We start from the raw sequence: 26,655 nt of genomic DNA on the forward strand, positions 1-26,655 counted from the left end.
ATCTGCTGTCGCTCCCTACGCTCAAGAAGTCCCGCCGACCGCCCTGGATGAGGTGGTGGCCCAGCTCAACGACGCGTATATCGAAAAAGGCACACCGATGTTCATGCGCACGGTGCTGGCGCTGTTTTCCGGCGGCTTCGCTACCTTTGCCCTGTTGTATTGCGTGCAGCCGATGATGCCGGCGCTGTCCCATGAATTTGCCATCAATGCGGCGCAGAGCAGTCTGATCCTGTCGGTGTCCACGGCGATGCTCGCCCTGGGTCTGCTGATCACCGGTCCGGTTTCCGACACCCTGGGGCGCAAGCCGGTGATGGTTGCCGCATTGTTCTGCGCGGCCCTGGCCACCATCGCCAGCGGGTTGATGCCGACCTGGGAAGGGATTCTGCTGATGCGCGCGCTGGTGGGGCTGTCGTTGAGCGGCCTGGCCGCCGTGGCGATGACCTACCTGAGCGAAGAAATCCACCCGCAGCACATCGGCCTGGCCATGGGCCTGTACATCGGCGGCAACGCGATTGGCGGCATGAGTGGGCGGCTGATCATCGGGGTATTGATCGACTTCGTCAGCTGGCACACCGCAATGCTGATCATCGGCGCCCTGGCGCTGATCGCGGCCACGGTGTTCTGGAAAATCCTCCCCGAGTCGCGCAACTTCCGCGCCGCCAGCCTGCGGCCGCGCAGCCTGGTGAACGGCTTCGTCATGCACTTCAAGGACGCCGGCCTGCCGTGGCTATTCCTCGAAGCCTTCCTGCTGATGGGCGCGTTCGTGACGATGTTCAACTACATCGGCTACCGCCTGCTGGCCGACCCGTACCATCTGAGCCAGGCCGTGGTCGGCCTGCTGTCGCTGGTGTACCTGTCGGGTATCTACAGCTCGGCGAAAATCGGCGCCCTGGCCGACCGCCTCGGCCGCCGCAGCGTGCTGTGGGCCACCATCGTGTCGATGCTCGGCGGCATCGCCCTAACCCTGTTCACCCCGCTGTGGCTGGTGGTGCCGGGCATGCTGATCTTCACCTTCGGTTTCTTCGGCGCCCATTCGGTGGCCAGCAGTTGGATCGGTCGCCGTGCGCTCAAGGCCAAGGGGCAAGCGTCGTCGCTGTACCTGTTCTGCTACTACGCAGGGTCGAGCGTTGCCGGCACCACGGGAGGGTTCTTCTGGCATTTGGCCGGCTGGAACGGGATTGGCGCGTTTATCGTCGCGCTGTTGATCGGCGCGTTGCTGGTGGCGTTGAAACTGGCGAAGTTGCCGCCGTTGCCCTCGGCTCGAGACGTAGCCCCCTAGAACAACATCCGCTCCATCACCCGCTTGCCCCGGCGCTCGTGCATGACCACGGCGCCGATGTGCATCACCAGCATCAGCAACAAGGCCACGCCCACACGATGATGACGGCCGAAACCCAATGCAGCAGTTTCTGGCACGTTGAATAGTCAGCGGTATTCATCCAGCGATCACCTGACAACGAACGCCAATGACTGGCGAGTAGAAAAGTCGGGCAGGATTTTTTCTTGGGCGGATAACGGCAGCCGTAGGAGAAGTCCTAAAGGCCACAGCGTACCAAGGCAGGACTTAACCAGAGCTGAAACGCAACGAGCCCCCGTCTGCCGGGCAGACGGGGGCTCGATTCAGGCGGGGACGCTGTTACTCGTGATACTGCGCCGACAACTCATGCACCGCGCGCAGGAACGCGCCGGCATGTTCCGGGTTCACTTCCGGCGTAATGCCGTGACCCAGGTTGAACACATGCCCGCTGCCCTTGCCGTAGCTGGCCAGGATGCGTCCGACTTCGGTGCAGATGGCTTCCGGTTTGGCGTAAAGCACGGTCGGGTCCATGTTGCCTTGCAGCGCGACTTTATCGCCGACACGACGACGGGCGTCGCCGATGTCGCAGGTCCAGTCCAGGCCGAGGGCATCGGCGCCGGCATCGGCGATGCTTTCCAGCCACAGGCCGCCACCCTTGGTGAACAGGATCACCGGCACCTTGCGGCCTTCGTGTTCGCGGATCAGGCCGCTGACGATCTTGCGCATGTAGGCCAGGGAGAACTCCTGGTACGCCGCCGCCGACAGGTTGCCACCCCAGGTGTCGAAGATCTGCACTGCTTGTGCGCCGGCCATGATCTGGCCGTTGAGGTAGGAAATGACCGACTGCGCCAGCTTGTCCAGCAACAGGTGCATGGCTTGGGGGTTGTCGTAGAGCATGGCCTTGGTCTTGCGGAAGTCTTTCGACGAACCGCCTTCGACCATGTAGGTGGCCAAGGTCCAGGGGCTGCCGGAGAAGCCGATCAGCGGTACGCGACCATTGAGCTCGCGGCGGATGGTGCTGACGGCGTCCATCACGTAACCGAGGTCTTTGTGCGGGTCGGGAATCGGCAGCGCTTCGATGTCGGCCAGGGTGCTGATGACCTTCTTGAAACGCGGGCCTTCGCCGGTCTCGAAGTATAGGCCTTGGCCCATGGCGTCAGGGATGGTGAGGATATCGGAGAACAGGATGGCCGCGTCCAGCTCTGGGTAGCGGTCCAACGGTTGCAGGGTGACTTCGCAGGCGAACTCCGGGTTCATGCACAGGCTCATGAAGTCGCCGGCCTGGGCACGGCTGGCGCGGTATTCCGGCAGGTAGCGACCGGCTTGGCGCATCATCCACACAGGGGTGACGTCCACGGGTTGCTTGAGCAGGGCACGAAGGAAACGGTCGTTCTTGAGGGCAGTCATGTCGGCATCCGCAAAAAAAGTGCGGGCATTTTCTCAGAGCGCGACGTAAAAGGCACGGAATGAGCCGTGCCTTTTATCTATCGGGTTGATTTACGACAATCTCTTGGGCACATCAAAACCCAATGTGGGAGGGGGCTTGCTCCCGATCGCGGTGGTTCAGTGACAGAGACTGTGACTGATACACCGCTATCGGGAGCAAGCCCCCTCCCACCTTTTGATCCCATTTCAACCCGGGATCGGGGTCAGACTTGCAGGTAGTCCAGGATGCCTTCGGCGGCGTTGCGGCCTTCGAAGATCGCCGTTACCACCAGGTCAGAGCCACGCACCATGTCGCCACCGGCGAAGATTTTCGGGTTGCTGGTCTGGTGCTTGTACTGGCCTTGTTCCGGGGCGACGACGCGGCCCTGGCTGTCGGTCTGGATCTGGAACTGCTCGAACCACGGCGCCGGGCTTGGACGGAAGCCGAAGGCGATGACCACGGCGTCGGCCGGGATGATCTCTTCGGAGCCAGGGATCGGCTCGGGGCTGCGACGGCCACGGGCGTCCGGTTCGCCGAGACGGGTCTCGACCACCTTCACGCCTTCGACACGGTCTTCACCGACAATCGCGATCGGCTGGCGGTTGTAGAGGAATTTCACGCCTTCTTCCTTGGCGTTCTTCACCTCTTTGCGCGAACCCGGCATGTTGGCTTCGTCACGACGATAGGCACAGGTCACCGACTTGGCGCCCTGGCGGATCGAGGTACGGTTGCAGTCCATCGCGGTGTCGCCACCGCCCAGTACCACGACCTTCTTGCCTTTCATGTCGACGAAGTCTTCCGGCGACTTTTCGAAGCCCAGGTTGCGGTTGACGTTGGCGATCAGGAAGTCGAGCGCGTCATACACGCCCGGCAGGTCCTCGCCGGCAAAGCCGCCCTTCATGTAGGTGTAGGTGCCCATGCCCATGAATACGGCATCGTATTCGGCGAGCAGTTGCTCCATGGTCACGTCTTTGCCGACTTCGGTATTCAGGCGGAACTCAATGCCCATGCCGGTGAACACTTCGCGACGATTGCTCAGCACGGTTTTTTCCAGCTTGAACTCGGGGATACCGAAGGTCAGCAGGCCGCCGATTTCCGGGTTCTTGTCGAACACCACCGGAGTCACGCCGCCGCGCACCAGCACGTCAGCGCAGCCCAGGCCCGCCGGGCCCGCGCCGATGATCGCCACGCGCTTGCCGGTCGGCTTGACCTTGGACATGTCCGGACGCCAGCCCATGGCGAACGCGGTGTCGGTGATGTACTTCTCCACCGAACCGATGGTCACCGCGCCGAAGCCGTCGTTGAGGGTGCAGGCACCCTCGCACAGACGGTCCTGCGGGCACACCCGGCCGCAGACTTCCGGCAGGGTGTTGGTCTGGTGCGACAGCTCGGCGGCGGCGAGGATGTTGCCCTCGGCCACCAATTTGAGCCAGTTGGGAATGAAGTTGTGCACCGGGCACTTCCATTCGCAATACGGGTTACCGCAGCCCAGGCAGCGGTGGGCCTGGTCGGCCGACTGCTGGGGTTTGAAGGGTTCGTAGATTTCCACGAACTCTTTCTTGCGTTGACGCAACAGTTTCTTCTTCGGATCTTTGCGCCCGACATCGATGAACTGGAAGTCGTTATTCAGACGTTCAGCCATGTTAAAACCTCATCAAACTCTTCAGGCGCATATCACTGCGGGTTGGCACGGATGCTGGAAAGCAACGATTTCAGGTTGGCAGCCTTGGGCTTGACCAGCCAGAAACGACGCAGGTAATCATCAAGGTTCTCGGCGAGGTTACGACCCCATTCGCTGCCGGTTTCCTCGACGTACTCGTCCAGCACGTGCTGCAAGTGGTTACGGTGGGATTCCATCGCTTCGCCGCTGATCCGCTGGATCTCGACCAACTCGTGGTTGACCCGGTCGACGAAGGTGTTGTCCTGGTCGAGCACGTAGGCGAAACCGCCGGTCATGCCCGAACCGAAGTTGTAACCGGTCTTGCCCAGTACCGCGACAAAGCCCCCGGTCATGTACTCGCAGCAGTGATCGCCAGTGCCTTCCACCACGGTGTGGGCACCGGAGTTACGCACGGCGAAACGCTCACCGGCAGTACCGGCGGCGAACAGCTTGCCGCCGGTGGCGCCGTACAAGCAGGTGTTGCCGATGATGGCACTGTCCTGGGTCTTGTAGACGCTGCCTTTAGGCGGAACGATCACCAGCTTGCCGCCGGTCATGCCCTTGCCCACGTAGTCGTTGGCGTCACCTTCCAGGTACATGTGCAGGCCGCCGGCGTTCCATACGCCGAAGCTCTGGCCCGCGGTGCCCTTGAAGCGGAAGGTGATCGGCGCCTTGGCCATGCCCTGGTTGCCGTGCTTACGCGCGATTTCGCCGGAGATGCGTGCGCCGATGGAGCGGTCGCAGTTGCAAATGTCCATGCTGAATTCGCCGCCGCTGGCGTCGTTGATCGACGAAGCGGCCATCTCGACCATCTTCTCGGCCAGCAGGCCCTTGTCGAACGGCGGGTTGCGGTCCACCTGGCAGAATTGTGGCTTGTCTGCCGGGATGTGATCGCTGCCCAACAGCGGCGTCAGGTCCAGGTGTTGTTGCTTGGCGGTCTGGCCTTCGAGGATGTCCAGCAGATCGGTACGGCCGATCAGCTCTTCGAGGGAGCGCACGCCCAGCTTGGCCAGCCACTCACGGGTCTCTTCGGCGACGTAGGTGAAGAAGTTCACCACCATGTCGACGGTGCCGATGTAGTGATCCTTGCGCAGCTTCTCGTTCTGAGTGGCGACGCCGGTGGCGCAGTTGTTCAGGTGGCAGATGCGCAGGTATTTGCAGCCCAGGGCGATCATCGGCGCGGTGCCGAAGCCGAAGCTTTCGGCGCCGAGGATCGCGGCCTTGATCACGTCGAGGCCGGTTTTCAGGCCGCCGTCGGTCTGCACCCGGACTTTGCCGCGCAGGTCGTTGCCGCGCAGGGTCTGGTGGGTCTCGGCCAGACCCAGTTCCCACGGTGCGCCAGCGTACTTGATGGAGGTCAGCGGCGATGCGCCAGTGCCGCCGTCGTAGCCGGAGATGGTGATCAGGTCGGCATAAGCCTTGGCCACACCGGCGGCAATGGTGCCCACGCCGGCTTCGGCAACCAGTTTCACCGAGACCAGGGCCTGCGGGTTGACTTGTTTGAGGTCGAAAATCAGCTGCGACAAGTCTTCGATCGAGTAGATGTCGTGGTGCGGTGGCGGCGAGATCAGGGTCACACCCGGTACCGCGTAACGCAGCTTGGCGATCAGACCGTTGACCTTGCCGCCTGGCAGCTGGCCACCTTCACCGGGCTTGGCACCCTGGGCGACTTTGATCTGCAGCACTTCGGCGTTGACCAGGTATTCCGGGGTCACGCCGAAACGGCCAGTGGCGACTTGCTTGATTTTCGAGCTCTTGATGGTGCCGTAGCGCGCCGGGTCTTCGCCGCCTTCGCCGGAGTTGGAACGCGCACCCAGGCGGTTCATGGCTTCGGCCAGGGCTTCGTGCGCCTCGGGCGACAAGGCGCCCAGGGAAATACCGGCGGAGTCGAAGCGCTTGAGGATCGAGTCCAGCGGTTCGATTTCGCTGATGGCCAGCGGCGTGTCCAGGGTTTTCACCTTGAACAGGTCGCGGATCATCGACACCGGGCGGTTATCCACCAGCGCGGTGTATTCCTTGAACTTGGTGTAGTCGCCCTGCTGCACGGCGGCTTGCAGGGTGCTGACCACGTCCGGGTTGTAGGCGTGGTACTCGCCACCGTGGACGAACTTGAGCAGGCCGCCTTGCTGGATCGGCTTGCGCGCGCTCCAGGCTTCGGCCGCCAGGGCTTTCTGTTCGGCTTCGATGTCGACGAAACGCGCACCCTTGATGCGGCTCGGCACGCCACGGAAGCTCAGTTCGCAGACTTCTTCCGACAGGCCGATGGCCTCGAACAACTGCGCGCCACGGTACGAAGTGACGGTGGAGATGCCCATCTTCGACAGGATCTTGAGCAGGCCCTTGGTGATGCCTTTGCGGTAGTTCTTGAACACCTCGTAGAGGTCGCCCAGCACTTCACCGGTACGGATCAGGTCGCCCAGCACTTCGTATGCCAGGAACGGGTACACCGCCGAGGCGCCGAAACCGATCAGCACCGCAAAGTGATGCGGATCGCGGGCGGTGGCGGTTTCCACAAGGATGTTGGAGTCGCAGCGCAGGCCTTTTTCGGTCAGGCGGTGGTGCACCGCGCCGGTGGCCAGGGAAGCGTGGATCGGCAGCTTACCCGGTGCGATGTGACGGTCGGTCAGCACGATCTGGGTACGCCCGGCGCGCACGGCTTCTTCGGCCTGGTCGGCGACGTTGCGCACCGCGGCTTCAAGGCCGATGCTCTCGTCGTAGTTCAGGTCGATGATCTGGCGGTCGAAGCCTGGGCGATCCAGGGTCATCAACGAGCGCCATTTGGCCGGGGAAATGACCGGCGAGCTGAGGATCACGCGGGAGGCGTGATCAGGCGATTCCTGGAAGATGTTGCGCTCGGCACCGAGGCACACTTCCAGGGACATCACGATGGCTTCGCGCAGCGGGTCGATCGGTGGGTTGGTCACCTGGGCGAACTGCTGGCGGAAATAGTCGTATGGCGTGCGCACGCGCTGGGACAGCACGGCCATCGGCGTATCGTCACCCATGGAGCCGACCGCTTCGTAGCCTTGCTCGCCGAGTGGACGCAGCACCTGGTCGCGCTCTTCGAACGTGACTTGGTACATCTTCATGTACTGCTTGAGCTGGTCGACGTCATAGAACGCCGAACCGTGGTCGTTGTCTTCCATGGTCGCCTGGATGCGCAGGGCGTTCTTGCGCAGCCATTGCTTATACGGGTGACGGGACTTCAAGCGGTTGTCGATCGCATCGGTGTCGAGGATCTGCCCGGTTTCGGTGTCCACGGCCAGGATCTGGCCAGGGCCGACGCGGCCTTTGGCGATCACGTCTTCCGGCTGGTAGTTCCACACGCCGATTTCCGACGCCAGGGTGATGAAACCGTTGGTGGTGGTCACCCAACGCGCCGGGCGCAGGCCGTTACGGTCGAGCAGGCACACTGCGTAGCGACCATCGGTCATGACCACGCCGGCCGGGCCGTCCCACGGTTCCATGTGCATCGAGTTGTACTCATAGAACGCCCGCAGATCGGGGTCCATGGTCTCGACGTTCTGCCACGCTGGCGGAATGATCATGCGCACGCCACGGAACAGGTCGATGCCGCCGGTGACCATCAGTTCGAGCATGTTGTCCATGCTGGAGGAGTCGGAGCCGACGCGGTTGACCAGCGGGCCGAGTTCTTCCAGGTCCATCAGATCGTTGGCGAACTTGGTGCGACGGGCCACGGCCCAGTTGCGGTTGCCGGTGATGGTGTTGATCTCGCCGTTGTGGGCGAGGAAGCGGAATGGCTGGGCCAGCGGCCATTTCGGCAGGGTGTTGGTGGAGAAGCGCTGGTGGAACACGCAGATCGCGGTTTGCAGGCGCTCATCGCTCAGGTCCGGATAGAAGGCGGTCAAGTCCGCCGGCATCATCAGGCCTTTATAAATGATGGTCTTGTGGGAAAAGCTGCAGATGTAGTGGTCGGTGTCGGCGGCATTGGACACGGACGAACGGCGACGCGATGTGAACAGCTTGATCGCCATGTCCTGGTCGCTCAGGCCGTCGCCCGCGATGAACACTTGTTCGATCTGCGGCAGGCGCTCCAAGGCCAGGCGGCCGAGCACACTGGTGTCGATCGGCACTTTGCGCCAGCCGACGAGCTGCAGGCCGGCGGCGAGGATCTCGCGGTTCATGTTCTCGCGAGCGGCTTCGGCTTTGACCGGGTCCTGGTTGAAGAACACCATGCCCACGGCGTACTGCTTGGGCAGCTCGACCGCGAAATGCTCCTTGGCGATGGCGCGCAGGAACAGGTCGGGCTTTTGAATGAGCAAGCCACAACCGTCACCGGTCTTGCCGTCGGCGTTGATCCCACCGCGGTGGGTCATGCAGGTCAGGGCCTCGATGGCCGTTTGCAAAAGGGTATGACTGGGCTCGCCCTGCATGTGGGCAATCAGGCCGAAACCGCAGTTATCCTTGAATTCATCGGGTTGGTACAGACCTGCTTTCATAGACACTTTCTCACCAGGCTGCCTCTTATATCGAGGCGAATTTCTTTTCAATTCAACCAGTTACCTTCCACGCCGAACGTACGCCGGCTTTGCAGGGGCAAAAGGGAGGTCATTGTACACACCGACACAGACGCTCACAAATTTAGCGACGAGATGTCGCAAATCTATGTCGCATTTATGAAAGGTTTAAAGCGATATGCTGTGCTAGTCAAAACTTTTTTAATTTTGACCGCTACGACTCAAAAGCTACTGTAACGCAGACACCACAAAGCGCGCGGCCTTGAGGGCTGCACGCACTTGCGGATTTTTTTTGAGGTGCCGGGAGGGCGGCCTGGGTAAGGCCGCCGGATCTTCAGCGAGTTGTTGCCAGTTCCTGTTGAACGCTGGCAACAGTGCGAGGCCAAGGTTTACCAGCCTGAACCTTCGCTGGCAAGGCCTTGATAGCGGTATCGGCGGCGGCACGGCTGGAGAAGCTGCCGTAAGTGATCACGTAGAGCGGCTTGCCGTTGAGCACTTTCTTGAAGTAACGGTACTCGCCACCCTGCTCTTTCACGAACGCCTGGGCATTGGCTTCGGAGCTGGTGCCAAGGATCTGCACCACGAAGTTACCGCTCGGCTGGCTGGTGTACCAGCTGCTGCCGGTGGCGCCGGCCTTGGCGACGGTGGCTGCCGGTTTTTCAACCGGCTTGGCAGCTGGAGCCGGAGCGGGCTTGGCGGCTGGCGCAGGCGCAGGAGCGACAGGCTTGGTCACAGGCGCAGGCTTGGCAGTGGCGACAGTCGGCGCAGGAATAGGTTTCGCGGCCGGCTGACCCGCCGGCACGCCCACAGGTGGCGAGGTGGTGGTCACGGTCGGCGGTGTGCTGCTTGAGCCTTCCACCGGCACACCGTCGTCGCCTTCGGAGATGCCGCCGGCTGCTTCGGCGAGCGGACCGCGCATCACCGGCTGGCCGACCATCGGCAGGCTGGTCGGTTGGCCGGAGTTGGCGAATTCGACGTTTGGCGTGGGCTTGCCCAATGGCAACTGCGCCTGTTCGGTTGGCGCACCGGTCGTGGTCGGCGCCTTGTTGCGACCCGGGATCAACCAGGCGGCGGCAACAGCAACCACGACAACGGCGGAAATAGCCAATACGTGCTTCTTAGGCATAGTGAACCCCATCTTTGGACGCTTGACCGCAGAGCGGCTAGCAATCATGGCTTCGATCATGGCATCGCGGGCGACCTGATTGATGGTGCCAGGCCAGCCGTCCGAGCTTTCGTGAATATCAGAGATCTGCTGGGCGGAAAAAAGTTCGATGCCCTGTCCGGCGCCTTCGAGGCGTTGCGCCAGATATTCGCGGGTTTCTTCCTCTTCGTACGGCTGCAACTCGATAACGTGAAACAGTTCCTGATCGCCACTGATCTGCTCGAGTTCGGCGATCAACGACGACTCACCGAACAGGAATACATGCGGACGACCTTCCGGCGTACCCGCCGCCAGTGCCAGCAGCGCTTCCAGGGCGGATTCGTCGAGCTGCTCGGCATCATCCACCAGCAGGTAGACTTCCTGGCCGGTCAGGCCCAATTGCACAATCTGCTTGAGGATCGCATTCGGCTCGGCAGTGGAAACATCCAGCGCCTGGGCAACCTGACGCAGCACACCCGCCGCATCCCCGGCGCCACGGGCTGACACCACCACGCTTTGGACCGATTGCTTGTTGGTACTGGCGACCAGTGCCTGGCGCAGCAGGGTCTTGCCGCTGCCCAGCGGGCCAGTGACGACCAGCAACAGCTGGCTGTAACGCGCGAGATGATGCAATTGCCCGAGCACCGACTTGCGCTGCGCGGGGAAAAATTTGAAACCAGGCACCCGTGGGGCAAAGGGGTCGTGGCTTAACTGGTAATGGCCGAGGAACGCCTCGTCGGCATGCAAACTAGTCATCGGGCTTTTATTAACCTTTAAGCTGGGCCAGGGCGCGGTAATCCGCTCCCAGCGTGGCCTGTAAAATCTCTTTCGGATAATCGTCGGTCACCACCGCTTCGCCCATGCGGCGCAGCAGCACCAGTCGCAGTCGACCGTCGATCACTTTCTTGTCTATCGCCATGTGTTCGAGGAAATCCGCCTCGGTCATCTCCTGGGGTGGGATCACCGGCAAACCGGCGCGCTGGAACAGGCGGATACCGCGATCACGCTCCTGGGCGCTGATCCAGCCCAGGCGCTGCGACATCTCCAAGGCCATCACTGTGCCAGCCGCTACGGCCTCGCCATGCAACCACACACCATAGCCCATGTGGGTTTCGATCGCATGGCCGAAGGTGTGGCCCAGGTTCAAGGTGGCCCGCACGCCGGACTCCCGTTCGTCGGCATTGACCACCAACGCCTTGGCCGCGCAGGAACGGGAAATCGCTTCGGTCAACGCCACCTGGTCGAGGGCGCGCAGTGCGTCCACATGTTCTTCCAGCCAGGTCAGGAACGGCTCGTCGCAGATCAGCCCATACTTGATGACTTCTGCCAGGCCCGCCGACAGCTCGCGCGGTGGCAAGGTGTTGAGGGTCGCGGTGTCGATCAGTACAGCCTGGGGCTGATAGAACGCGCCCACCATGTTCTTGCCCAGCGGGTGGTTGATGCCGGTCTTGCCACCCACCGACGAATCGACCTGGGACAGCAGGGTGGTCGGGACCTGGATGAAGTCCACGCCGCGCTGGTAACAGGCGGCTGCAAAACCGGCCATGTCACCGATCACGCCGCCACCCAGGGCAACGATGGTGGTACGGCGGTCATGGCGTGCCGTGAGCAGGCCATCGAAGATCAGTTGCAGGGTTTCCCAGTTCTTGTGGGCCTCGCCGTCCGGCAAGACCACGGAGATCACCGAGTACGCCGCCAGGCTGCGGCTCAGACGCTCAAGATACAGCGGCGCGACCGTTTCGTTGGAGATGATCGCCACTTGCCGCCCGGCAATGTGCGGCGCGAGCAACTCGGGCTGGTCCAACAGACCTTCGCCAATGTGGATCGGGTAGCTGCGCTCGCCTAGATCGACCTTAAGTGTCTGCATGTGTCCCCGCGTTAGAGATGTATTGACGACCGGCAATGTCGAGATCAGACGCTGCCTGATGGCTCTACGCCACACCCTGGAGGGTGATGGCGCGCCGCCGAGAATAGCGCATTTCGGGCCTGGCTTTAACGGGGTGGCAGCCGTTGCAGGCGCTCTAGAATGTCGAGCACCACCATCCGGGGTGGCCGCTCATCGGTTTCCACCACCAGATCGGCGATTTCCCGATACAGCGGATCGCGCAGCGCCAGCAGGTCCCGCAGGGTCTTGGCCGGATCGGCGGTGCGCAGCAACGGGCGATTGCGATCGCGGGCGGTACGGCCCACTTGCTGCTCCACCGATGCATGCAAATAGACCACCCGACCACCGGCACGCAGCGCTCGTCGGTTTTCATCGCGCATCACCGCGCCGCCGCCGGTCGCCAATACCACGCCATCGCAGTCGCACAGCTCGGCAATCATTGCCTGCTCGCGATCGCGAAAGCCCAGCTCGCCTTCCTTATCGAAGATCCATGGGATATTGGCACCCGTGCGCAATTCAATTTCCTTGTCGGAATCTTTGAATGGCAGGCGCAGCTCTTTGGCCAGCAAACGGCCGATGGTGCTTTTTCCAGCGCCCATCGGTCCTACAAGAATCAAATTTCGCACAGAATCAACGACTCACAGCAATCGCCTGGTTATTCATAATACGCGGAGTCAGGAATACCAGCAGCTCGGATTTTTTCTCCGCCAGCACATCGCGCCGGAAAAGGCGGCCAAGATACGGCACATCGCCAAAAAATGGCACCTTATCTACCACTTTGCTTTGGGTATTGGAGAAAACGCCACCGATGACGATGGTCTCGCCATCCTTGACCAGCACCTTGGCGTTGACCTCGTTTTTCTTGATGGGCGGTACGTCGTTGAGTTTGTTGAGGTAGTCGGGCTCATCCTTGGTGACCTTGACCTCCATGATCACCCGGTCGTCGGGGGTGATCTGCGGCGTGACTTCCAGTGACAGCGAGGCCTCCTTGAACGATACCGAGGTCGCGCCACTGGAGCTGGACTCCTGGTAGGGAATCTCGGTGCCCTTGAGGATGCGCGCGGTTTCCTTGTCGGAGGTGACCACCTTGGGCTGCGAGACGATTTCCCCGTTGCCGGTTTTCTCCATGGCGTTCAGTTCCAGGTCCAACAGCAGGTTGTCGGTGATAAAGGCGATGCCCAGGCCGGAGGTACCGCCGAGCGCCCCCACGTCGACAAAGGGCGAACTGGGCGGGTTCTGCGGGGGTTCCGCGCCTTCGGCCAGGGGTTTCTGGAGACCGCCGGCGCCCCAGTTACCGCGATTGATCCGCCCACCCCAGCGCACCCCCAGACTTTTGTCGTAGTCGACGTTAGCCTCGACAATCCGCGCCTCGATCATGACCTGGCGCACCGGCACGTCCAATTGCGCCACGATCCGCCGCAGTTCCTCCAGACGCTCGCCGGTCTGGTAGGCAATGATGTTATTGGTGCGGTCGTCCACCGCCACCGAGCCCCGCTCATCGGTGCTGCCCTCAAGGCCGGCCACCGACTGGAACAGCTTGGCCAGGTCTGCCGCCTTGGCGTAATTGACCTGCAACAGCTCACGGCGCAAGGGCGCCAGCTCGGCCATTTGCTTGCGCGACTCCAGGGTCAACAGTTCGCGGGCGGCCAACTCCTCGGCCGGGGCCACCAGCAATACGCCAGCCTTGACCCGCTTATCCAGGCCTTTGGCTTGCAACACCAGGTCCAGCGCCTGGTCCCAGGGCACGTCCTTGAGACGCAAAGTGAGCGAGCCCTGCACATCGTCACCGGCCACCAGGTTGAGGCCCGCCACGTCGGCGATCTGCTGCAGCGCAGCGCGCAGCTCAATGTTCTGGAAGTTGAGGTTCAGCGTGTCGCCGGTATAGGTGCTCGATGTCGCACTGCCGGGGGGCGGCAACTGGATAAGATCCACGCGATTGGGCACAGCGGCAGCCATCGGTGCTGTGAACGCTATCCATAGCGCCACACCGAAGGACAGGAAAGTCCTTTTCATTGAGTCGATTCCGTTATGAGTTGACGTTTAACACGAGGGTTCGCGAGCGCTCCAGCCAGGCGCCCTGTTCATCGGGGAACAGCTCCACCAGTTCGATATGCCCATCATGGATGGCCGTGACCCGACCGTGGTCCGGCCCCAGGTAGTCGCCGACCGCCAACCGGTGCACTTGCGATGCCACACGCAGCAGGGCAAACGTGCGCAGGTCACGAGACAGCGTGCCGACCATTTCAAACCGATCCACCGCGATGCGTTCCAGCACTCCACGCGGTCGGGCGAGATCCGGTGCACGGGCCAGTCGCCCCGACCGGTGATCGACCTGAGCGGCGAACGGCTGAAAAGGATCGCGCAGCCCGGACGGGTCGTAGACGAAAGGCGCGGCCTGAACGGAAAGTCGCCCACCTTGTTGCGCATGCCAGTACGTCTTGACCCGCAGATCGAGGCGCAACAGCGTGCTATCACGGCGCAGGGCAATGTCGTGCACCGTGGCGATTCGCGACAGGCCACCCAGGCCGCTCACGAACATCGCCAGGTCGTGATAAGCCCCCACCACGCCGATGTGCACGGACCGCTCGCTGTGGAACGGCCCCGCCTGCTCATCCAGCGGGACAACGCTCTCGACCAGCAAACCATTGGCCAGCGCCAACCGGGCAATGTCCTCCAGCAAGCCGGGCATTTCGGATGCCCTCGGCAACTGTCGCACGAGCTCGTCAGCCTTGGCCTGGTCAAGCTGAAGCTGATGGGTCCGTTCCTCAAGGCTGGCAGCCAACGCGGTCTTTTGCGCCAATTGCGCTCGCAGGGCCGCTTCCTGCGCCTCGGCCTGGCGCAACTGCTCACGCGATGGACTCAGGTACGCGAGGTTACCCACCACCAGCACCACAGCGGCCAGCGCACAACCCAGCAAAGCCTTGCCAGGCAGAGGCCAATTTGCAGCGTTGTGAGTGAGCGCGGAAAGGTCGAGCCTGGGCAGGCTCATGGCTGGGCCTCGGAGGACTCTGCCTGGTGCACCATCAGCTGGAATTCGTTCTGACCGTTTGCGCCGTCGGTCCGCACCTGCTGCAGCCGAGCGCTGTGGGAGCTCTCGGAGGCCTCCAGGCTGCGCATCAACCGGGCAATGTCCTGGCTGGACTCAGCAGTGCCGCGGATATTCAGCGTATCGCCCTTTGCCACCACTTCATGCAGATGCACGCCCTCGGGCATCGCACGCGCCAGTTGGTCCAGCAAGCGGGCCCCGGACGAGCGGCCATCGTGCAGGTCCTGCACGACCTTCATGCGCCGCGCCAATTGCTGGCTTTGCGCCTGTAGATCGTCGATGGTCTTGATGCGCGCGTCCAGAATGTCGACGTCCGTGCCCAAGTGGTCGTTGCGCGTCACCTGCCGGTCAATCGCCTGATCGATCACCTGGTTCGCCAGCCACACGGCCGCAAGTGCCACAGCGGCAAACGCCAGCAACAGCGCGAGAAAATACTTGCGCCGCCGCGCCACCAGCGCCTGGCGCCAAGGCAACAGATTGATTCGTGTCTTCAAGCGAAACTCCTCAGGGCCAACCCGCAAGCGATTCCCATCCCCGGGGCATCCACGGCCCATTGTGCGCCATCGACTCGATGGCCCGGCGTGAAGCTGGCGAAATCCTGACCGCAAGCGCGCGCCAATGCAAACCCTTCGACGTCCACCACCTTCGCCACCAGGCCAGCCAAGGCCAAAACCGCCTCGCGGGCCTCCACCTGTTCTTTCAGGCAAGCCGCCAGCAATACCTGTACCCGCGCCGGCTCCTGGACCGACGGGCCCTGAACCTGGAAATCGATGGCAACATCGTCCAGCGGATAGGGAATGTACTGGTCCGCCTCCATCTGGATCATCCAGGCCATCTCGTCATCGGTGAGCCCGGCGTCCATCTCGATGACGTGCGTGATCACCGACGGCCCGGCCACGGCAACCGCAGCGCCCCGGGCCGATGTGTGCAGCCGCGACAACGCGGCCTGAAGGGCTCGCCCCACACCCTCGATATCCAGCACTGCACCGTCGACCACCGCGTGGGCGGGCAGCGCTTGCGTGGTATAGCCCTGAACGCTGTAGCCGGTGGACGAACGGCCCAGCTCCACCAACCGGATGGCCGTGTCATTGATATCGACGCCTAGAAGGCTGTCGACTTTTCGCCGGAAAAATCCTTTTCCCATAAAACTCCCCAAAACTTTGCCTGTCATACCGCCTGATTGCCGCCGGGCACCCTGCATTCGGTCGACTTGTCGAAGAGCCGCGAATGACGCCCCAAGCCGAAAATGCTTTAATGCCCAGCGTTTTTTCCCGCTTTTTATCTGCAGCTCGGGTTGATCCATCGTTTGCCATGCATGCCCCGACGCCTAACCCATTCTTTTCTCTGGAAATCCAAAAGCCTTGATTCGTCTGCTGAAGTTTTTCGGGTACTCCATTGTCGCGATCGTCTGCGGGCTGCTGCTCGTACTCAGCGGGGCCTACCTCTACCTTAGTCCGGGTTTGCCCTCCGTAGAGGCCCTCAGAAGTATCCAGTTGCAGATTCCTTTGCGGGTCTACAGCAGCGATGAAAAACTGATCGCGGAGTTCGGCGAAATGCGCCGCACACCGATCCGTTTTGCCGACATTCCCCCCAATTTCATCAGTGCCCTGCTGTCGGCCGAAGACGATAATTTCGCCAACCACTATGGCGTCGACCCCAGCAGCCTGGTGCGCGCGGCCACGCAATTGGTAAAAAGCGGACACATTCAATCCGGTGGCAGCACCATCACCATGCAGGTGGCGAAGAACTTCTTCCTCACCAGCGAGCGCAGCTTTTCGCGTAAAGCCACCGAGATCCTCCTGGCCCTGCAGATCGAACGCCAGCTGACCAAGGACGAGATCCTCGAGCTGTACGTCAACAAGATCTACCTGGGCAACCGTGCCTACGGGATCGAGGCGGCCTCCCAGGTGTACTACGGCAAGTCGATTCGCGACGCCAGCCTGGCGCAGATGGCAATGATTGCCGGCCTGCCCAAGGCGCCATCGCGCTTCAACCCCCTGGCCAACCCGGCGCGCAGCAAAGAGCGTCGCGACTGGATCCTGGGGCGCATGTACAAGCTGGGCAAGATCGACCAGGCGGCTTACGAAAGTGCCGTGGCCGAGCCGTTGAACGCCAGCTACCACGTACCGACCCCGGAAGTGAACGCACCGTACATCGCTGAAATGGCCCGCGCCGAGATGGTCGGCCGTTACGGTAGCGACGCTTACACCGAAGGCTTTCGCGTGACCACCACCGTTCCGAGCGACTTGCAGGAAATCGCCAATGACGCGGTGCATTCCGGCCTGATCGCCTACGATCAGCGCCACGGTTATCGCGGCCCCGAGTCACGCCTGCCGGGCAAGACCCTCAGCGCCTGGACCACCGAGCTGAGCAAACAGCGCCCGATCAGCGGCCTGGAGCCGGCCATCGTCACCCAAGTGAAGAAAGATGGCGTGCAGGTGCTGACCCGCACCGGCGAAGCCCATGTGTCCTGGGACAGCATGAAGTGGGCGCGCCCATTCCTGAACACCAACAGCATGGGCCCGATGCCCAAGCAACCGTCGGACGTCGCGCAAGTGGGCGACCTGATCCGCGTGCAACGCCTGAAGGACGACAGCCTCAAATTCAGCCAGGTGCCGCTGGCCCAGGGCGCCCTGGTGTCGCTGGACCCGCAGAACGGTGCGATCCGCGCCCTGGTCGGCGGCTTTGCCTTCGAGCAGAGCAACTACAACCGCGCGACCCAGGCCAAGCGTCAGCCGGGTTCGAGCTTCAAGCCGTTCATCTACAGCGCCGCCCTGGATAATGGCTACACCGCCGCCAGCCTGGTCAACGATGCACCGATCGTGTTCGTCGACGAATACCTGGACAAAGTCTGGCGCCCGAAGAACGACACCAACACCTTCCTCGGCCCGATCCGTATCCGCGAGGCGCTATACAAGTCGCGCAACCTGGTGTCGATCCGCTTGCTGCAAGCGATGGGCGTGGGCAAGACCATCGACTACATCACGCGCTTTGGCTTCAACAAGGCGGACCTGCCGCCGAACCTTTCCCTGGCCCTCGGCACCGCGACCCTCACGCCGATGGAAATCGCCACGGGCTGGAGCACCTTTGCCAACGGCGGCTACAAAGTCACGCCGTACCTGATCGAGAAGATCGAAAGCCGCAACGGCGACACCCTGTTCACCGCCAACCCGCCTCGCGTGCCGGGTGATGTGGTCAACGGCATGGTGGCCACTGACGGCCTGGCGGCGCCGAGCAATGGCGGCATCACCATCGAGCCGACCCCGGGCGCAGTTCCAGCCACCAACAGCGCCACGCCGACCGAACCACAAGCGCCCGCAGTCGCCGAGCGCGTGGTGGATGCCCGCACCACCTACATCCTCAACAGCATCCTCGAGGACGTAATCAAGAAGGGCACCGGCCGACGCGCCATGGCCCTGGGCCGTGCGGATATCGCGGGCAAGACCGGTACCACCAACGAATCCAAGGATGCCTGGTTCTCCGGCTATAACGCCGACTACGTGACCACGGTGTGGACCGGCTACGACCAGCCGGAAAGCCTCGGTCGCCGCGAGTTCGGCGGTACCGTCGCGCTGCCGATCTGGATGAGCTACATGGGCGCGGCACTGAAAGACAAACCGCTGCACACCCAGCCGGAACCGGAAGGCATTCTCAGCCTGCGGATCGATCCGGTCAGCGGCCGCGCGGCCTCGCCGAGCACGCCGAACGCCTACTTCGAACTGTTCAAGAGCGAAGACACGCCGCCGTCGATCAACGAGCTGGGCAATGGCGTGGCACCGGGTAGCCCGCTGCCGGCGGACGAGGCGGCGCCGATCGACCTCTTCTAGACCAATGCGGTCAATCCTGTGGGAGGGGGTTTGCTCCCTCCCACATGTGGATCTGCACACGGCTTGAGTCAATCGCCACACAGCAAAAAGCCCCGACTCGCAAGAGCCGGGGCTTTTTGTTGGTGCGCTACAACGGCTTAGCCGTTGAACACATCATCCACGCTTTGCAGCGGGTAGTTTTTCGGGTACGGCAGGGTGGCCACACCGGTCTCGATCGCGGCTTTGGCCACGGCGTCGGAGATCACGGTGATCAGGCGCTTGTCCATTGGCTTCGGAATGATGTACTCACGACCGAATTCCAGCTTGGCGCCACCGTAGGCATCGCACACATCCTGAGGCACCGGCAGCTTGGCCAGTTCACGCAGGGCGTTGGCGGCTGCCACTTTCATTTCTTCGTTGATGCGTTTGGCGCGAACGTCCAGGGCACCACGGAAGATGAACGGGAAGCCCAGTACGTTGTTGACCTGGTTCGGGTAGTCCGAACGGCCGGTGGCCATGATCACGTCGTCGCGGGTGGCGTGTGCCAGTTCCGGCGCGATCTCTGGGTCCGGGTTGGAGCAGGCGAACACGATCGGGTTGGGCGCCATGGCTTTCAGGCCTTCGGCGCTCAGCAGGTTCGGGCCGGACAGACCGACGAACACGTCGGCACCGTCCAGGGCTTCCGCCAGGGTGCGCTTGGAGGACGGATGGGCAAACATCGCCTTGTACTGGTTCAGGTCGGTACGCTCGGACTGGATCACGCCCTTGCTGTCGACCATGTAGATGTTCTCCAGCTTGGCGCCCATGCTGATGATCAGCTTCATGCAGGAGATTGCCGCGGCACCGGCGCCCAGGCAGACGATCTTGGCGTCAGGCAGGGTTTTACCAGCGATTTCCAGGGCGTTGATCATGCCGGCCGCGGTAACGATCGCGGTGCCGTGCTGGTCATCGTGGAATACCGGAATGTCGCACTGTTCGATCAGGGCCTTTTCGATCTCGAAGCACTCGGGTGCCTTGATGTCTTCCAGGTTGATGCCACCGAAGGTGATGGAAATGCGCTTTACGGTGTCGATGAAAGCCTGAGGGCTTTCGGAATCGACTTCGATGTCGAAAACGTCAATACCGGCAAAGCGCTTGAACAGCACGCCTTTACCTTCCATGACTGGCTTGGATGCCAATGGGCCGAGGTTGCCCAGGCCGAGAATCGCGGTGCCATCGGAAATCACTGCAACCAGGTTGCCTTTGCCGGTGTACTTGTACGCCAGCTCAGGGTCACGGGCGATTTCACGTACGGGCTCGGCAACGCCAGGGCTGTAGGCCAGCGACAGGTCGCGGGCGGTGGCGGTGGCTTTGGTGAGCTCTACACTCAGCTTTCCTGGACGAGGATGGGCATGATATTCGAGAGCGGCAGTTTTCAAATCAGACATATCGGCATTCCGCTTTTACTGTTGGTCGACGGACCGCCGAGGATACTCGTGTCGTAAAGCCCCTACAAGACTGGACAGTCACCGGTGTCAAGCGCCCAGCACTACGACTTTCGGCCAAGAGTCAGCGGATACGGGGCTAAAGTGCTCACAATCACACCACAAATTGTCTACACGTTTTTCTCAAGGAATGGATTTCAGCATGCCTGGATCGGTCAGCGGCAGCAGCCAGCGAGCCTGAGGTTTTTTCAAGCCACCGTGCCGCGAGCGGTCCTGCACCCAGCCACGCGCCTCGATTACACGCCCTTGCAGACCTTTGAGCATGGCCGCGTCGAATTGGCTGGCCTGATCGGATGCAATGCGTAATACCAGTGCCCCCTGCAATTCGATCCAGATACCGCCGCGATTGCGTTCGATCTTGCTGACCCGACCACTGACCACGGCGAACCCGGAGCGCTTGAGCTGCGCCACGGTTTGCACCGGCGATTGGCGCCATATGCCCAGACGCGCCTGGCGAGCGGCATTTTCAGCAGCCTGCTGACACGGGACAAGATCGACGTTCGGCGCCACGCCCACCTGAAACCCCAGGCCTTCGGCCAGCAACTGCGCTTCCAGATTCTCGCCATTGGCGCCATAGAGATGGGCCAGGGTGCGACCGTAGCGATCTTGAGACTCACGCCCCGGCACCAGACCCACGCGCCCATCGCTGGCCGCCACCAGTGCCTCCAGACGCCGGCGGGCGGCAATGGCGAAGGGCTCGTCGGCGCGACCTTTCCTGGCGGTTTCCGGCGCATTGATGCCGATCATCCGCACGCTGCGGCCATCCTTGAGGCGCACCGTGTCGCCATCCACCACACGCTGCACCTCCACGCGGGCCAGCGTCGCCGGCGCAGGGCAAAACACCTCGGCCCGGGCAGTCGACAGCCAAATCGCGGGCACAAAAAAGGCGCCCACAAGGGACGCCTTTTTCAACAGCTGGCAAAAGCCCATAAGGCTTTTGAGCCTTACTCTGCTGGAGTAGCAGCAGGCTTCTTGCCGAAAGCACCAAAGCGATCTGCGAAGCGCTGTACACGGCCGCCGGTGTCCAGAGTTTTCTGCTTACCGGTGTAGAACGGGTGGCACTCGTTGCATACGTCAGTACCCAGTGGCTTGCACAGGTTCGAGCGAGTTTCGAACTTGTTGCCGCAGCTGCAGGTTACTTCGATGGTTTCGTACGCTGGATGGATATCGGCTTTCATGGTGACTTCCTCGGGCTAGCGTGCCGCCACTCGACACTATTGTCGAATACCGCACGTAATTAGGCCGCGGATTCTACCAGACCTTTTTAAACGCGCAAGCGGCGGCACCCATCGCTTGCCCCCATAAGAGCACCTTTCATCAGAAATCCCCGGCATACCCAAGGCTCCGCCTGTCTGCTAGGCTCCCGCCCCTGCGCCACCGCCTGCCTTTATAGATGAGACCCCCGCGTGCCCGACGCCATCTTGCGCCTCGCCCTGCCCTCGCCCCTGCGCCGCCTGTTCGATTACCGGGCTCCGGCTGGCGTGCTGCGCGCGCAGTTGCAGCCGGGCATGCGCGTGCGTGTGCCCTTCGGCCGGCGGGAAATGATCGGCATCCTGGTGGAAATCGCCGACCACAGCGAAGTGCCGGCGGAAAAACTCAAACCGGCAGTGGCCATCCTCGATACCACGCCACCGCTGCCGCCGACACTGTTCAAGCTGTGCCTGTGGACCGCCCAGTATTACCAGCACAGCCTGGGCGACACCCTGAGCTGGGCGCTGCCGGTGTTGCTGCGCCAGGGCGAACTGGCCGAAGCGCGCCAGGAGCGTTTCTGGTCGACGGTGCCCGGCGCGCGCCTCGATGACCCGCGCATCGCTCGTGCGCCACGCCAGCGCGAGGCCCTGGCGACCCTGGCCCAGCACCCCCATGGCGTGGCCCATCAGCTATTGAGCAAGTTGATGCTGAGCAAAGACAGCCTTGACCTGCTGCTCGACAAAGGCCTGGTGCAAGTCGAGATCCGCAAGCACGCGCCGGACCCGCGCCATGAACACTGGCTGGCCCAACCGGAATTGCCGCTGAACCCCGAACAACGCGCCGCTTACGAAGCGATCCGCGCCGGCTTCGACAGTTTCCATGCGTTCCTGCTGGCCGGCGTCACCGGCAGTGGCAAGACCGAAGTCTATTTGCAACTGATCCGCGAAACCCTACAGGCCGGCAAACAGGCGCTGGTGCTGATCCCCGAGATCAACCTGGGGCCGCAGACCCTGGCGCGTTTCGAACAGCGCTTCAACGCACGCATCGCCCTGGTGCACTCGGCGGTCAACGACCGTGAACGCCTGGAGTCGTGGCTGGCGGCGCGGGACGGCGAGGCCGACATCATCATCGGTACCCGTTCGGCGCTGTTCACGCCGATGAAGAACCCCGGCCTGATCATCGTCGACGAGGAGCACGACGGCTCCTATAAACAGCAGGAGGGCCTGCGCTACCACGCCCGCGACCTGGCCTTGGTGCGCGCACGCCAGGAAGACATTCCGATCGTGCTGGGCTCGGCCACGCCGTCCCTGGAAAGCCTGCACAACGCCTACACCGGCCGTTATGGATTGCTCCGCCTGAACGAGCGCGCGGGCGGCGCCAAACAGCCACGTTTCCTGCGCCTGGATGTCAAAAGCCGCCCGCTGGACAGCGGCATTTCCGGGCCGATGCAGCAAGCCATCGGCCAGACCCTCGCCGCCGGCCAACAGGTATTGGTGTTTCTCAATCGCCGCGGCTTTGCACCGACCTTGCTGTGCCATGACTGCGGCTGGATGTCCGAGTGCGAGCGCTGCGATGCGCGCATGACCGTGCACCAGCGCCATGGCGAACTGCGCTGCCACCATTGCGGCCATGTGGAACGCATACCGCGCCACTGCCCGCAATGCGGCAAGGTCGACCTGCGCCCGGTCGGCGCAGGCACCGAGCGCGCCGAAGAGCGCCTGGGCATTCTGTTCCCGGACTACCCGGTGCTGCGGGTCGACCGCGACAGCACCTCGCGCAAAGACGCGATGAACCAGTTGTTCGCCACCATCCAGAAGGGCCAGCCGTGCATCCTGGTGGGCACGCAGATGCTTGCCAAAGGCCACCACTTTCCACGGGTCACCCTGGTGTCGATCCTGGATGCCGACGGCGGCCTGTTCTCCGGCGACTTCCGCGCCAGCGAGCGCATGGCGCAGTTGATCGTGCAGGTCGCCGGGCGCGCCGGACGTGCCGAGGAGCCGGGCAAGGTGATCATCCAGACGCACCTGGCCGACCACCCGCTGCTGATTCAACTGACAGAACAAGGCTACTTTGCCTTCGCCGAGCAGGCCTTGAGCGAGCGCCGCGCCGCCGGCCTGCCGCCCTTTGCGCACCTGGCACTGCTGCGCGCCGAGGCTCACAAGCCGGGGCAGGCCGAAGGGTTTCTCGATGAAGCATGCAGCGCCGCTGAACGTTTGCTCGGTGAGCTGGGTCTGAGCGGCATCGAATTGCTCGGCCCGGTGCCGGCCCCCATGGAACGCCGCGCCGGGCGTTATCGCGCGCAGTTACTCTTGCAGGCCACCTCCCGCGCGCCACTGCATCGGCTGTTAAGTAGCTGGTTGCTTGCCCTGGAGCAAATGCCCAGCGGTCGCCAGGTGCGATGGTCATTGGATGTGGACCCGGTCGACCTGTACTAGCCCTGCTGGAGCGAGCTTGCTCGCGAAAACCCCGGGAGCGCCGCGTAAACCCAAATATCCGCGTTATCGTTGACGATTTTCGCGAGCAAGCTCGCTCCTACAGTGGGCAGGATGCCCTGAAAGAGCCCCGCAGGTCTGGAACGGTTGGCAAGCCCGCCCTCGCCACGGATAATGCCGAGTTTTTCCACCTGCGCATCGTGCGCCGCCGCTTGCGGTCGAAAGAGAACACCATGAAAGACACCATTCGCCAGCTGATCCAACAAGCCCTCACCCAACTCGTCAACGAAGGTGTGTTGCCTGAAGGCCTGACGCCGGCGATCCAGGTGGAAAACACCCGCGACAAGACCCACGGTGACTTCGCCAGCAACATCGCGATGATGCTGGCCAAGCCGGCCGGCATGAAGCCGCGCGACCTGGCGGAGAAAATCATCGCCGCGCTGCCGGCCGACCCGCAGGTGAGCAAGGCCGAAATCGCCGGCCCTGGCTTTATCAACGTCTTCCAGAACACCCAGGCCCTGGCTTCGCGCCTGGACGCCGCCCTGGCGGACGCCAGAATCGGCGTGCGCAAGGCCGGCGCCAGCCAGCGCGTGGTCATCGACCTGTCGGCGCCGAACCTGGCCAAAGAGATGCACGTCGGCCACCTGCGCTCGACCATCATCGGCGACGGCGTGGCGCGGGTGCTGGAATTCCTCGGCGACACCGTGATCCGTCAGAACCACGTGGGCGACTGGGGCACCCAGTTCGGCATGTTGATGGCCTACCTGCAGGAAAACCCGATCACCAGCAACGAGCTGTCTGACCTGGAGAACTTCTACCGCGCCGCGAAGAAACGCTTCGACGAGTCCGCAGAATTCGCCGACCGTGCCCGTGGCCTGGTGGTCAAGTTGCAAGCCGGCGACAAGGAATGCCTGGAACTGTGGAGCCGCTTCCGCGATATCTCGCTGGCCCACTGCCAGAAAATCTACGAACTGCTCAACGTCAAACTGACCATGGCCGACGTGATGGGCGAAAGCGCCTACAACGATGACCTGATCAATGTGGTCAACGACCTCAAGGCCAAGGGCCTGCTGGTCGAGAGCAACGGCGCGCAGTGCGTGTTCCTCGAAGAATTCAAGACCGCCGACGGCGAGCCGCTGCCGGTGATCATCGTCAAGGCCGACGGCGGCTACCTCTATGCCACCACCGACCTGGCCGCCGTGCGCTACCGCAGCGGTGTGCTCAAGGCCGATCGCGCGCTGTATTTCGTCGACCAGCGCCAGGCCCTGCACTTCCAGCAGGTGTTCGAAGTGGCGCGCCGCGCCGGTTTCGTCACCCACCCGATGCACATGGAGCACATGGGTTTCGGCACCATGAACGGCGCCGATGGCCGCCCGTTCAAGACCCGCGACGGCGGCACCGTGAAGCTGATCGACCTGCTCAACGAAGCCCAGGAACGTGCCTACACCCTGGTGAAAGAAAAGAACCCGGAACTGGCCGACGCCGACCTGCGCAACATCGCCCGCGTGGTGGGCATCGGTGCGGTGAAATACGCCGACCTGTCCAAGCACCGCACCAGCGACTACAGCTTCAACTTTGATCTGATGCTCAACTTCGAGGGCAACACCGCGCCGTACCTGCTGTACGCCTACACCCGCGTCGCCGGGGTGTTCCGCAAGCTGGGCAAGGACTTCAGCGAAGTCCAGGGGCAGATCAACCTGGAGGCACCGCACGAACAGGAATTGGCTGCCAAGCTGGCGCAATTCGGCGAAGTGCTGAACAGCGTCGGCGAAAAAGGCACCCCGCATATCCTGTGTACCTACCTGTACGAAGTCGCCGGGTTGTTCTCCAGCTTCTACGAGAACTGCCCGATCCTCACCGCCGACGACGAAGCCCAGAAGCAGAGTCGCCTGCGCCTCGCCGCACTGGCTGGACGGACCCTCAAGCAAGGCCTGGAACTGTTGGGCCTGGAAACCCTGGAGCGTATGTAAGTTGGCTGCCAAGAAAAAACCTGCACCCAAGCGCGGCGCGAGCCGCTACCAGGCCCCGGCAAAGAAGCCGATCCCGGGCTGGTTGTGGATGGCCATCGGCCTCACGGTCGGCGCGTTTATTGTCTTCCTGATGAAGCTGGATCCCGGCCAGGGCGATGATGTCAAACGGGTCAAACAGGAACAGCAGAAGGCCACCAAAATGGCCGAAGCCAACAAGACCACACCAAGCCCGACGGCGCCGGTGAAGCCGAAGTACGACTTCTACACGCTGTTGCCGGAATCGGAAGTGATCGTGCCACCCGACGCCGTGCCGGAGAAAACCCTGCCGACGCCGCAGGTACCGACCACCCCGGTAACCCCGGCGGAAGCCGCGAAAATCGACACTGCGCGCGCCCAGGCCGCGTTGGCCGGGATTACCCCGCCACCACCGCCGCCGGTTGCAACCACCAAGGCGGCGCCAGTGACCAAATTCTTCCTGCAAGCGGGCTCGTTCCCGAAACAGGCGGATGCGGATCGCGTGCGCGCGCAGATCATTCTGCTGGGCCAGGCGGTCACGGTGGAATCCGGCACGGTGAAGGATGCGACCTGGTATCGCGTGTTGGTGGGCCCGTTCAGCAACCGTGAACAGCTGACCGTGGCGCAGAAACAATTGGCCGGCGCAGGCTTTAGCAACCTGTTGTTACAACAGCGCCAGAGCCGCTGACTCGGGCTCAACGCCGATCAAAATGTGGGAGGGGGCTCGCTCCCGATGGCGGTCTTTCAGACAGATGCATGCTGACTGACACACCGCTATCGGGAGCGAGCCCCCTCCCACATGGGTTTTGGAGTGTTCCTGA

The 26,655-nt window shown here is 62.6% G+C and carries 18 protein-coding genes and 1 pseudogene; 5 read left to right on the plus strand and 14 right to left on the minus strand.

All coding sequences use genetic code 11. From position 1 onward, the window contains the following. Positions 1-43: 43 nt before the first annotated feature. Complete coding sequence (locus BLR63_RS20455; protein ID WP_420876000.1) at positions 44-1,279, plus strand: MFS transporter; 1,236 nt, start codon at positions 44-46, stop codon at positions 1,277-1,279. Here the strand turns inward: BLR63_RS20455 and BLR63_RS31305 are convergent. The 11 genes and pseudogenes from BLR63_RS31305 to pilM form a co-directional block, all read right to left on the minus strand. Next, a complete protein-coding gene (locus tag BLR63_RS31305) occupies positions 1,276-1,416 on the minus strand; it encodes a cytochrome b family protein (protein ID WP_130926033.1) in 141 nt (46 codons plus the stop codon). The two genes, BLR63_RS20455 and BLR63_RS31305, sit on opposite strands and share 4 nt — an antisense overlap. A 220-nt stretch (positions 1,417-1,636) precedes the next feature. Next, a complete protein-coding gene (hemE, locus tag BLR63_RS20460; RefSeq protein ID WP_010563218.1) occupies positions 1,637-2,704 on the minus strand; it encodes a uroporphyrinogen decarboxylase in 1,068 nt (355 codons plus the stop codon). A gap of 242 nt (positions 2,705-2,946) precedes the next feature. Next, positions 2,947-4,365: an FAD-dependent oxidoreductase gene (locus BLR63_RS20465; protein WP_010563217.1), complete on the minus strand. Its 1,419-nt coding sequence runs from the start codon at positions 4,363-4,365 to the stop codon at positions 2,947-2,949. 32 nt (positions 4,366-4,397) lie between these two features. Further along, the gene (gltB, locus tag BLR63_RS20470; protein ID WP_010563216.1) at positions 4,398-8,843 is read right to left on the minus strand and encodes a glutamate synthase large subunit; all 4,446 of its coding nucleotides are present in this window, start codon (positions 8,841-8,843) and stop codon (positions 4,398-4,400) included. A gap of 352 nt (positions 8,844-9,195) precedes the next feature. Beyond that, entirely contained in the window at positions 9,196-10,761 is a 1,566-nt protein-coding gene (locus BLR63_RS20480) for an SPOR domain-containing protein (RefSeq protein ID WP_010563215.1), read from the minus strand. Positions 10,762-10,771: 10 nt separating this feature from the next. Continuing rightward, a complete protein-coding gene (gene aroB, locus BLR63_RS20485; RefSeq protein WP_010563214.1) occupies positions 10,772-11,872 on the minus strand; it encodes a 3-dehydroquinate synthase in 1,101 nt (366 codons plus the stop codon). Positions 11,873-11,997: 125 nt separating this feature from the next. Then, positions 11,998-12,516 (minus strand): shikimate kinase AroK, encoded by a 519-nt coding sequence (gene aroK / locus BLR63_RS20490; RefSeq protein ID WP_010563213.1) that lies wholly within the window; start codon positions 12,514-12,516, stop codon positions 11,998-12,000. A 4-nt stretch (positions 12,517-12,520) separates the two neighbouring features. After that, positions 12,521-13,768, minus strand: a pseudogene (locus BLR63_RS20495) (type IV pilus secretin PilQ); the annotation flags it as partial. Positions 13,769-13,916: 148 nt separating this feature from the next. After that, the gene (locus tag BLR63_RS20500) at positions 13,917-14,879 is read right to left on the minus strand and encodes a pilus assembly protein PilP (protein ID WP_010563211.1); all 963 of its coding nucleotides are present in this window, start codon (positions 14,877-14,879) and stop codon (positions 13,917-13,919) included. After that, positions 14,876-15,430 (minus strand): PilN domain-containing protein, encoded by a 555-nt coding sequence (locus BLR63_RS20505; protein ID WP_010563210.1) that lies wholly within the window; start codon positions 15,428-15,430, stop codon positions 14,876-14,878. The genes BLR63_RS20500 and BLR63_RS20505 overlap by 4 nt, the downstream gene beginning before the upstream one ends. Beyond that, the gene (gene pilM / locus BLR63_RS20510; protein ID WP_042946506.1) at positions 15,427-16,080 is read right to left on the minus strand and encodes a type IV pilus biogenesis protein PilM; all 654 of its coding nucleotides are present in this window, start codon (positions 16,078-16,080) and stop codon (positions 15,427-15,429) included. Before pilM ends, BLR63_RS20505 begins: the two co-directional genes overlap by 4 nt. Before the next feature lie 220 nt (positions 16,081-16,300). Here pilM and BLR63_RS20515 point away from each other — a divergent pair, with 220 nt between their 5' ends. After that, entirely contained in the window at positions 16,301-18,763 is a 2,463-nt protein-coding gene (locus BLR63_RS20515) for a penicillin-binding protein 1A (RefSeq protein ID WP_370623258.1), read from the plus strand. A 137-nt stretch (positions 18,764-18,900) separates the two neighbouring features. Here the strand turns inward: BLR63_RS20515 and BLR63_RS20520 are convergent, their stop codons facing one another. The 3 genes from BLR63_RS20520 to rpmE form a co-directional block, all read right to left on the minus strand. Further along, positions 18,901-20,169: a malic enzyme-like NAD(P)-binding protein gene (locus BLR63_RS20520; protein ID WP_010563207.1), complete on the minus strand. Its 1,269-nt coding sequence runs from the start codon at positions 20,167-20,169 to the stop codon at positions 18,901-18,903. A 180-nt stretch (positions 20,170-20,349) separates the two neighbouring features. Next, positions 20,350-21,156: a thermonuclease family protein gene (locus BLR63_RS20525; RefSeq protein ID WP_010563206.1), complete on the minus strand. Its 807-nt coding sequence runs from the start codon at positions 21,154-21,156 to the stop codon at positions 20,350-20,352. Between the two features lie 14 nt (positions 21,157-21,170). After that, positions 21,171-21,404 (minus strand): 50S ribosomal protein L31, encoded by a 234-nt coding sequence (rpmE, locus tag BLR63_RS20530; RefSeq protein ID WP_005784030.1) that lies wholly within the window; start codon positions 21,402-21,404, stop codon positions 21,171-21,173. Between the two features lie 228 nt (positions 21,405-21,632). Between rpmE and BLR63_RS20535 the strand changes: the two genes are divergently transcribed. From BLR63_RS20535 to BLR63_RS20550, 3 genes are all read left to right on the plus strand, one after another. Next, entirely contained in the window at positions 21,633-23,852 is a 2,220-nt protein-coding gene (locus BLR63_RS20535; RefSeq protein ID WP_010563205.1) for a primosomal protein N', read from the plus strand. Positions 23,853-24,082: 230 nt separating this feature from the next. Then, positions 24,083-25,819 (plus strand): arginine--tRNA ligase, encoded by a 1,737-nt coding sequence (argS, locus tag BLR63_RS20545; RefSeq protein ID WP_010563203.1) that lies wholly within the window; start codon positions 24,083-24,085, stop codon positions 25,817-25,819. A gap of 1 nt (position 25,820) precedes the next feature. Continuing rightward, entirely contained in the window at positions 25,821-26,522 is a 702-nt protein-coding gene (locus tag BLR63_RS20550) for an SPOR domain-containing protein (RefSeq protein WP_010563202.1), read from the plus strand. Positions 26,523-26,655 lie beyond the last annotated feature (133 nt).

The sequence above is a fragment of the Pseudomonas extremaustralis genome (genome assembly GCF_900102035.1).
In the GTDB taxonomy this organism is placed as follows: domain Bacteria; phylum Pseudomonadota; class Gammaproteobacteria; order Pseudomonadales; family Pseudomonadaceae; genus Aquipseudomonas; species Aquipseudomonas extremaustralis.

Bases quoted from the DNA above. Each gene is read 5' to 3' on its own strand.
- hemE (WP_010563218.1), bottom strand. From the start codon at position 2,704: ATGACTGCCCTCAAGAACGACCGTTTCCTTCGTGCCCTGCTCAAGCAA.
- BLR63_RS20465 (WP_010563217.1), bottom strand. From the start codon at position 4,365: ATGGCTGAACGTCTGAATAACGACTTCCAGTTCATCGATGTCGGGCGC.
- gltB (WP_010563216.1), bottom strand. From the start codon at position 8,843: ATGAAAGCAGGTCTGTACCAACCCGATGAATTCAAGGATAACTGCGGT.
- BLR63_RS20480 (WP_010563215.1), bottom strand. From the start codon at position 10,761: ATGACTAGTTTGCATGCCGACGAGGCGTTCCTCGGCCATTACCAGTTA.
- aroB (WP_010563214.1), bottom strand. From the start codon at position 11,872: ATGCAGACACTTAAGGTCGATCTAGGCGAGCGCAGCTACCCGATCCAC.
- BLR63_RS20500 (WP_010563211.1), bottom strand. From the start codon at position 14,879: ATGAGCCTGCCCAGGCTCGACCTTTCCGCGCTCACTCACAACGCTGCA.
- pilM (WP_042946506.1), bottom strand. From the start codon at position 16,080: ATGGGAAAAGGATTTTTCCGGCGAAAAGTCGACAGCCTTCTAGGCGTC.
- BLR63_RS20520 (WP_010563207.1), bottom strand. From the start codon at position 20,169: ATGTCTGATTTGAAAACTGCCGCTCTCGAATATCATGCCCATCCTCGT.
- BLR63_RS20525 (WP_010563206.1), bottom strand. From the start codon at position 21,156: ATGGGCTTTTGCCAGCTGTTGAAAAAGGCGTCCCTTGTGGGCGCCTTT.
- rpmE (WP_005784030.1), bottom strand. From the start codon at position 21,404: ATGAAAGCCGATATCCATCCAGCGTACGAAACCATCGAAGTAACCTGC.
- argS (WP_010563203.1), top strand. From the start codon at position 24,083: ATGAAAGACACCATTCGCCAGCTGATCCAACAAGCCCTCACCCAACTC.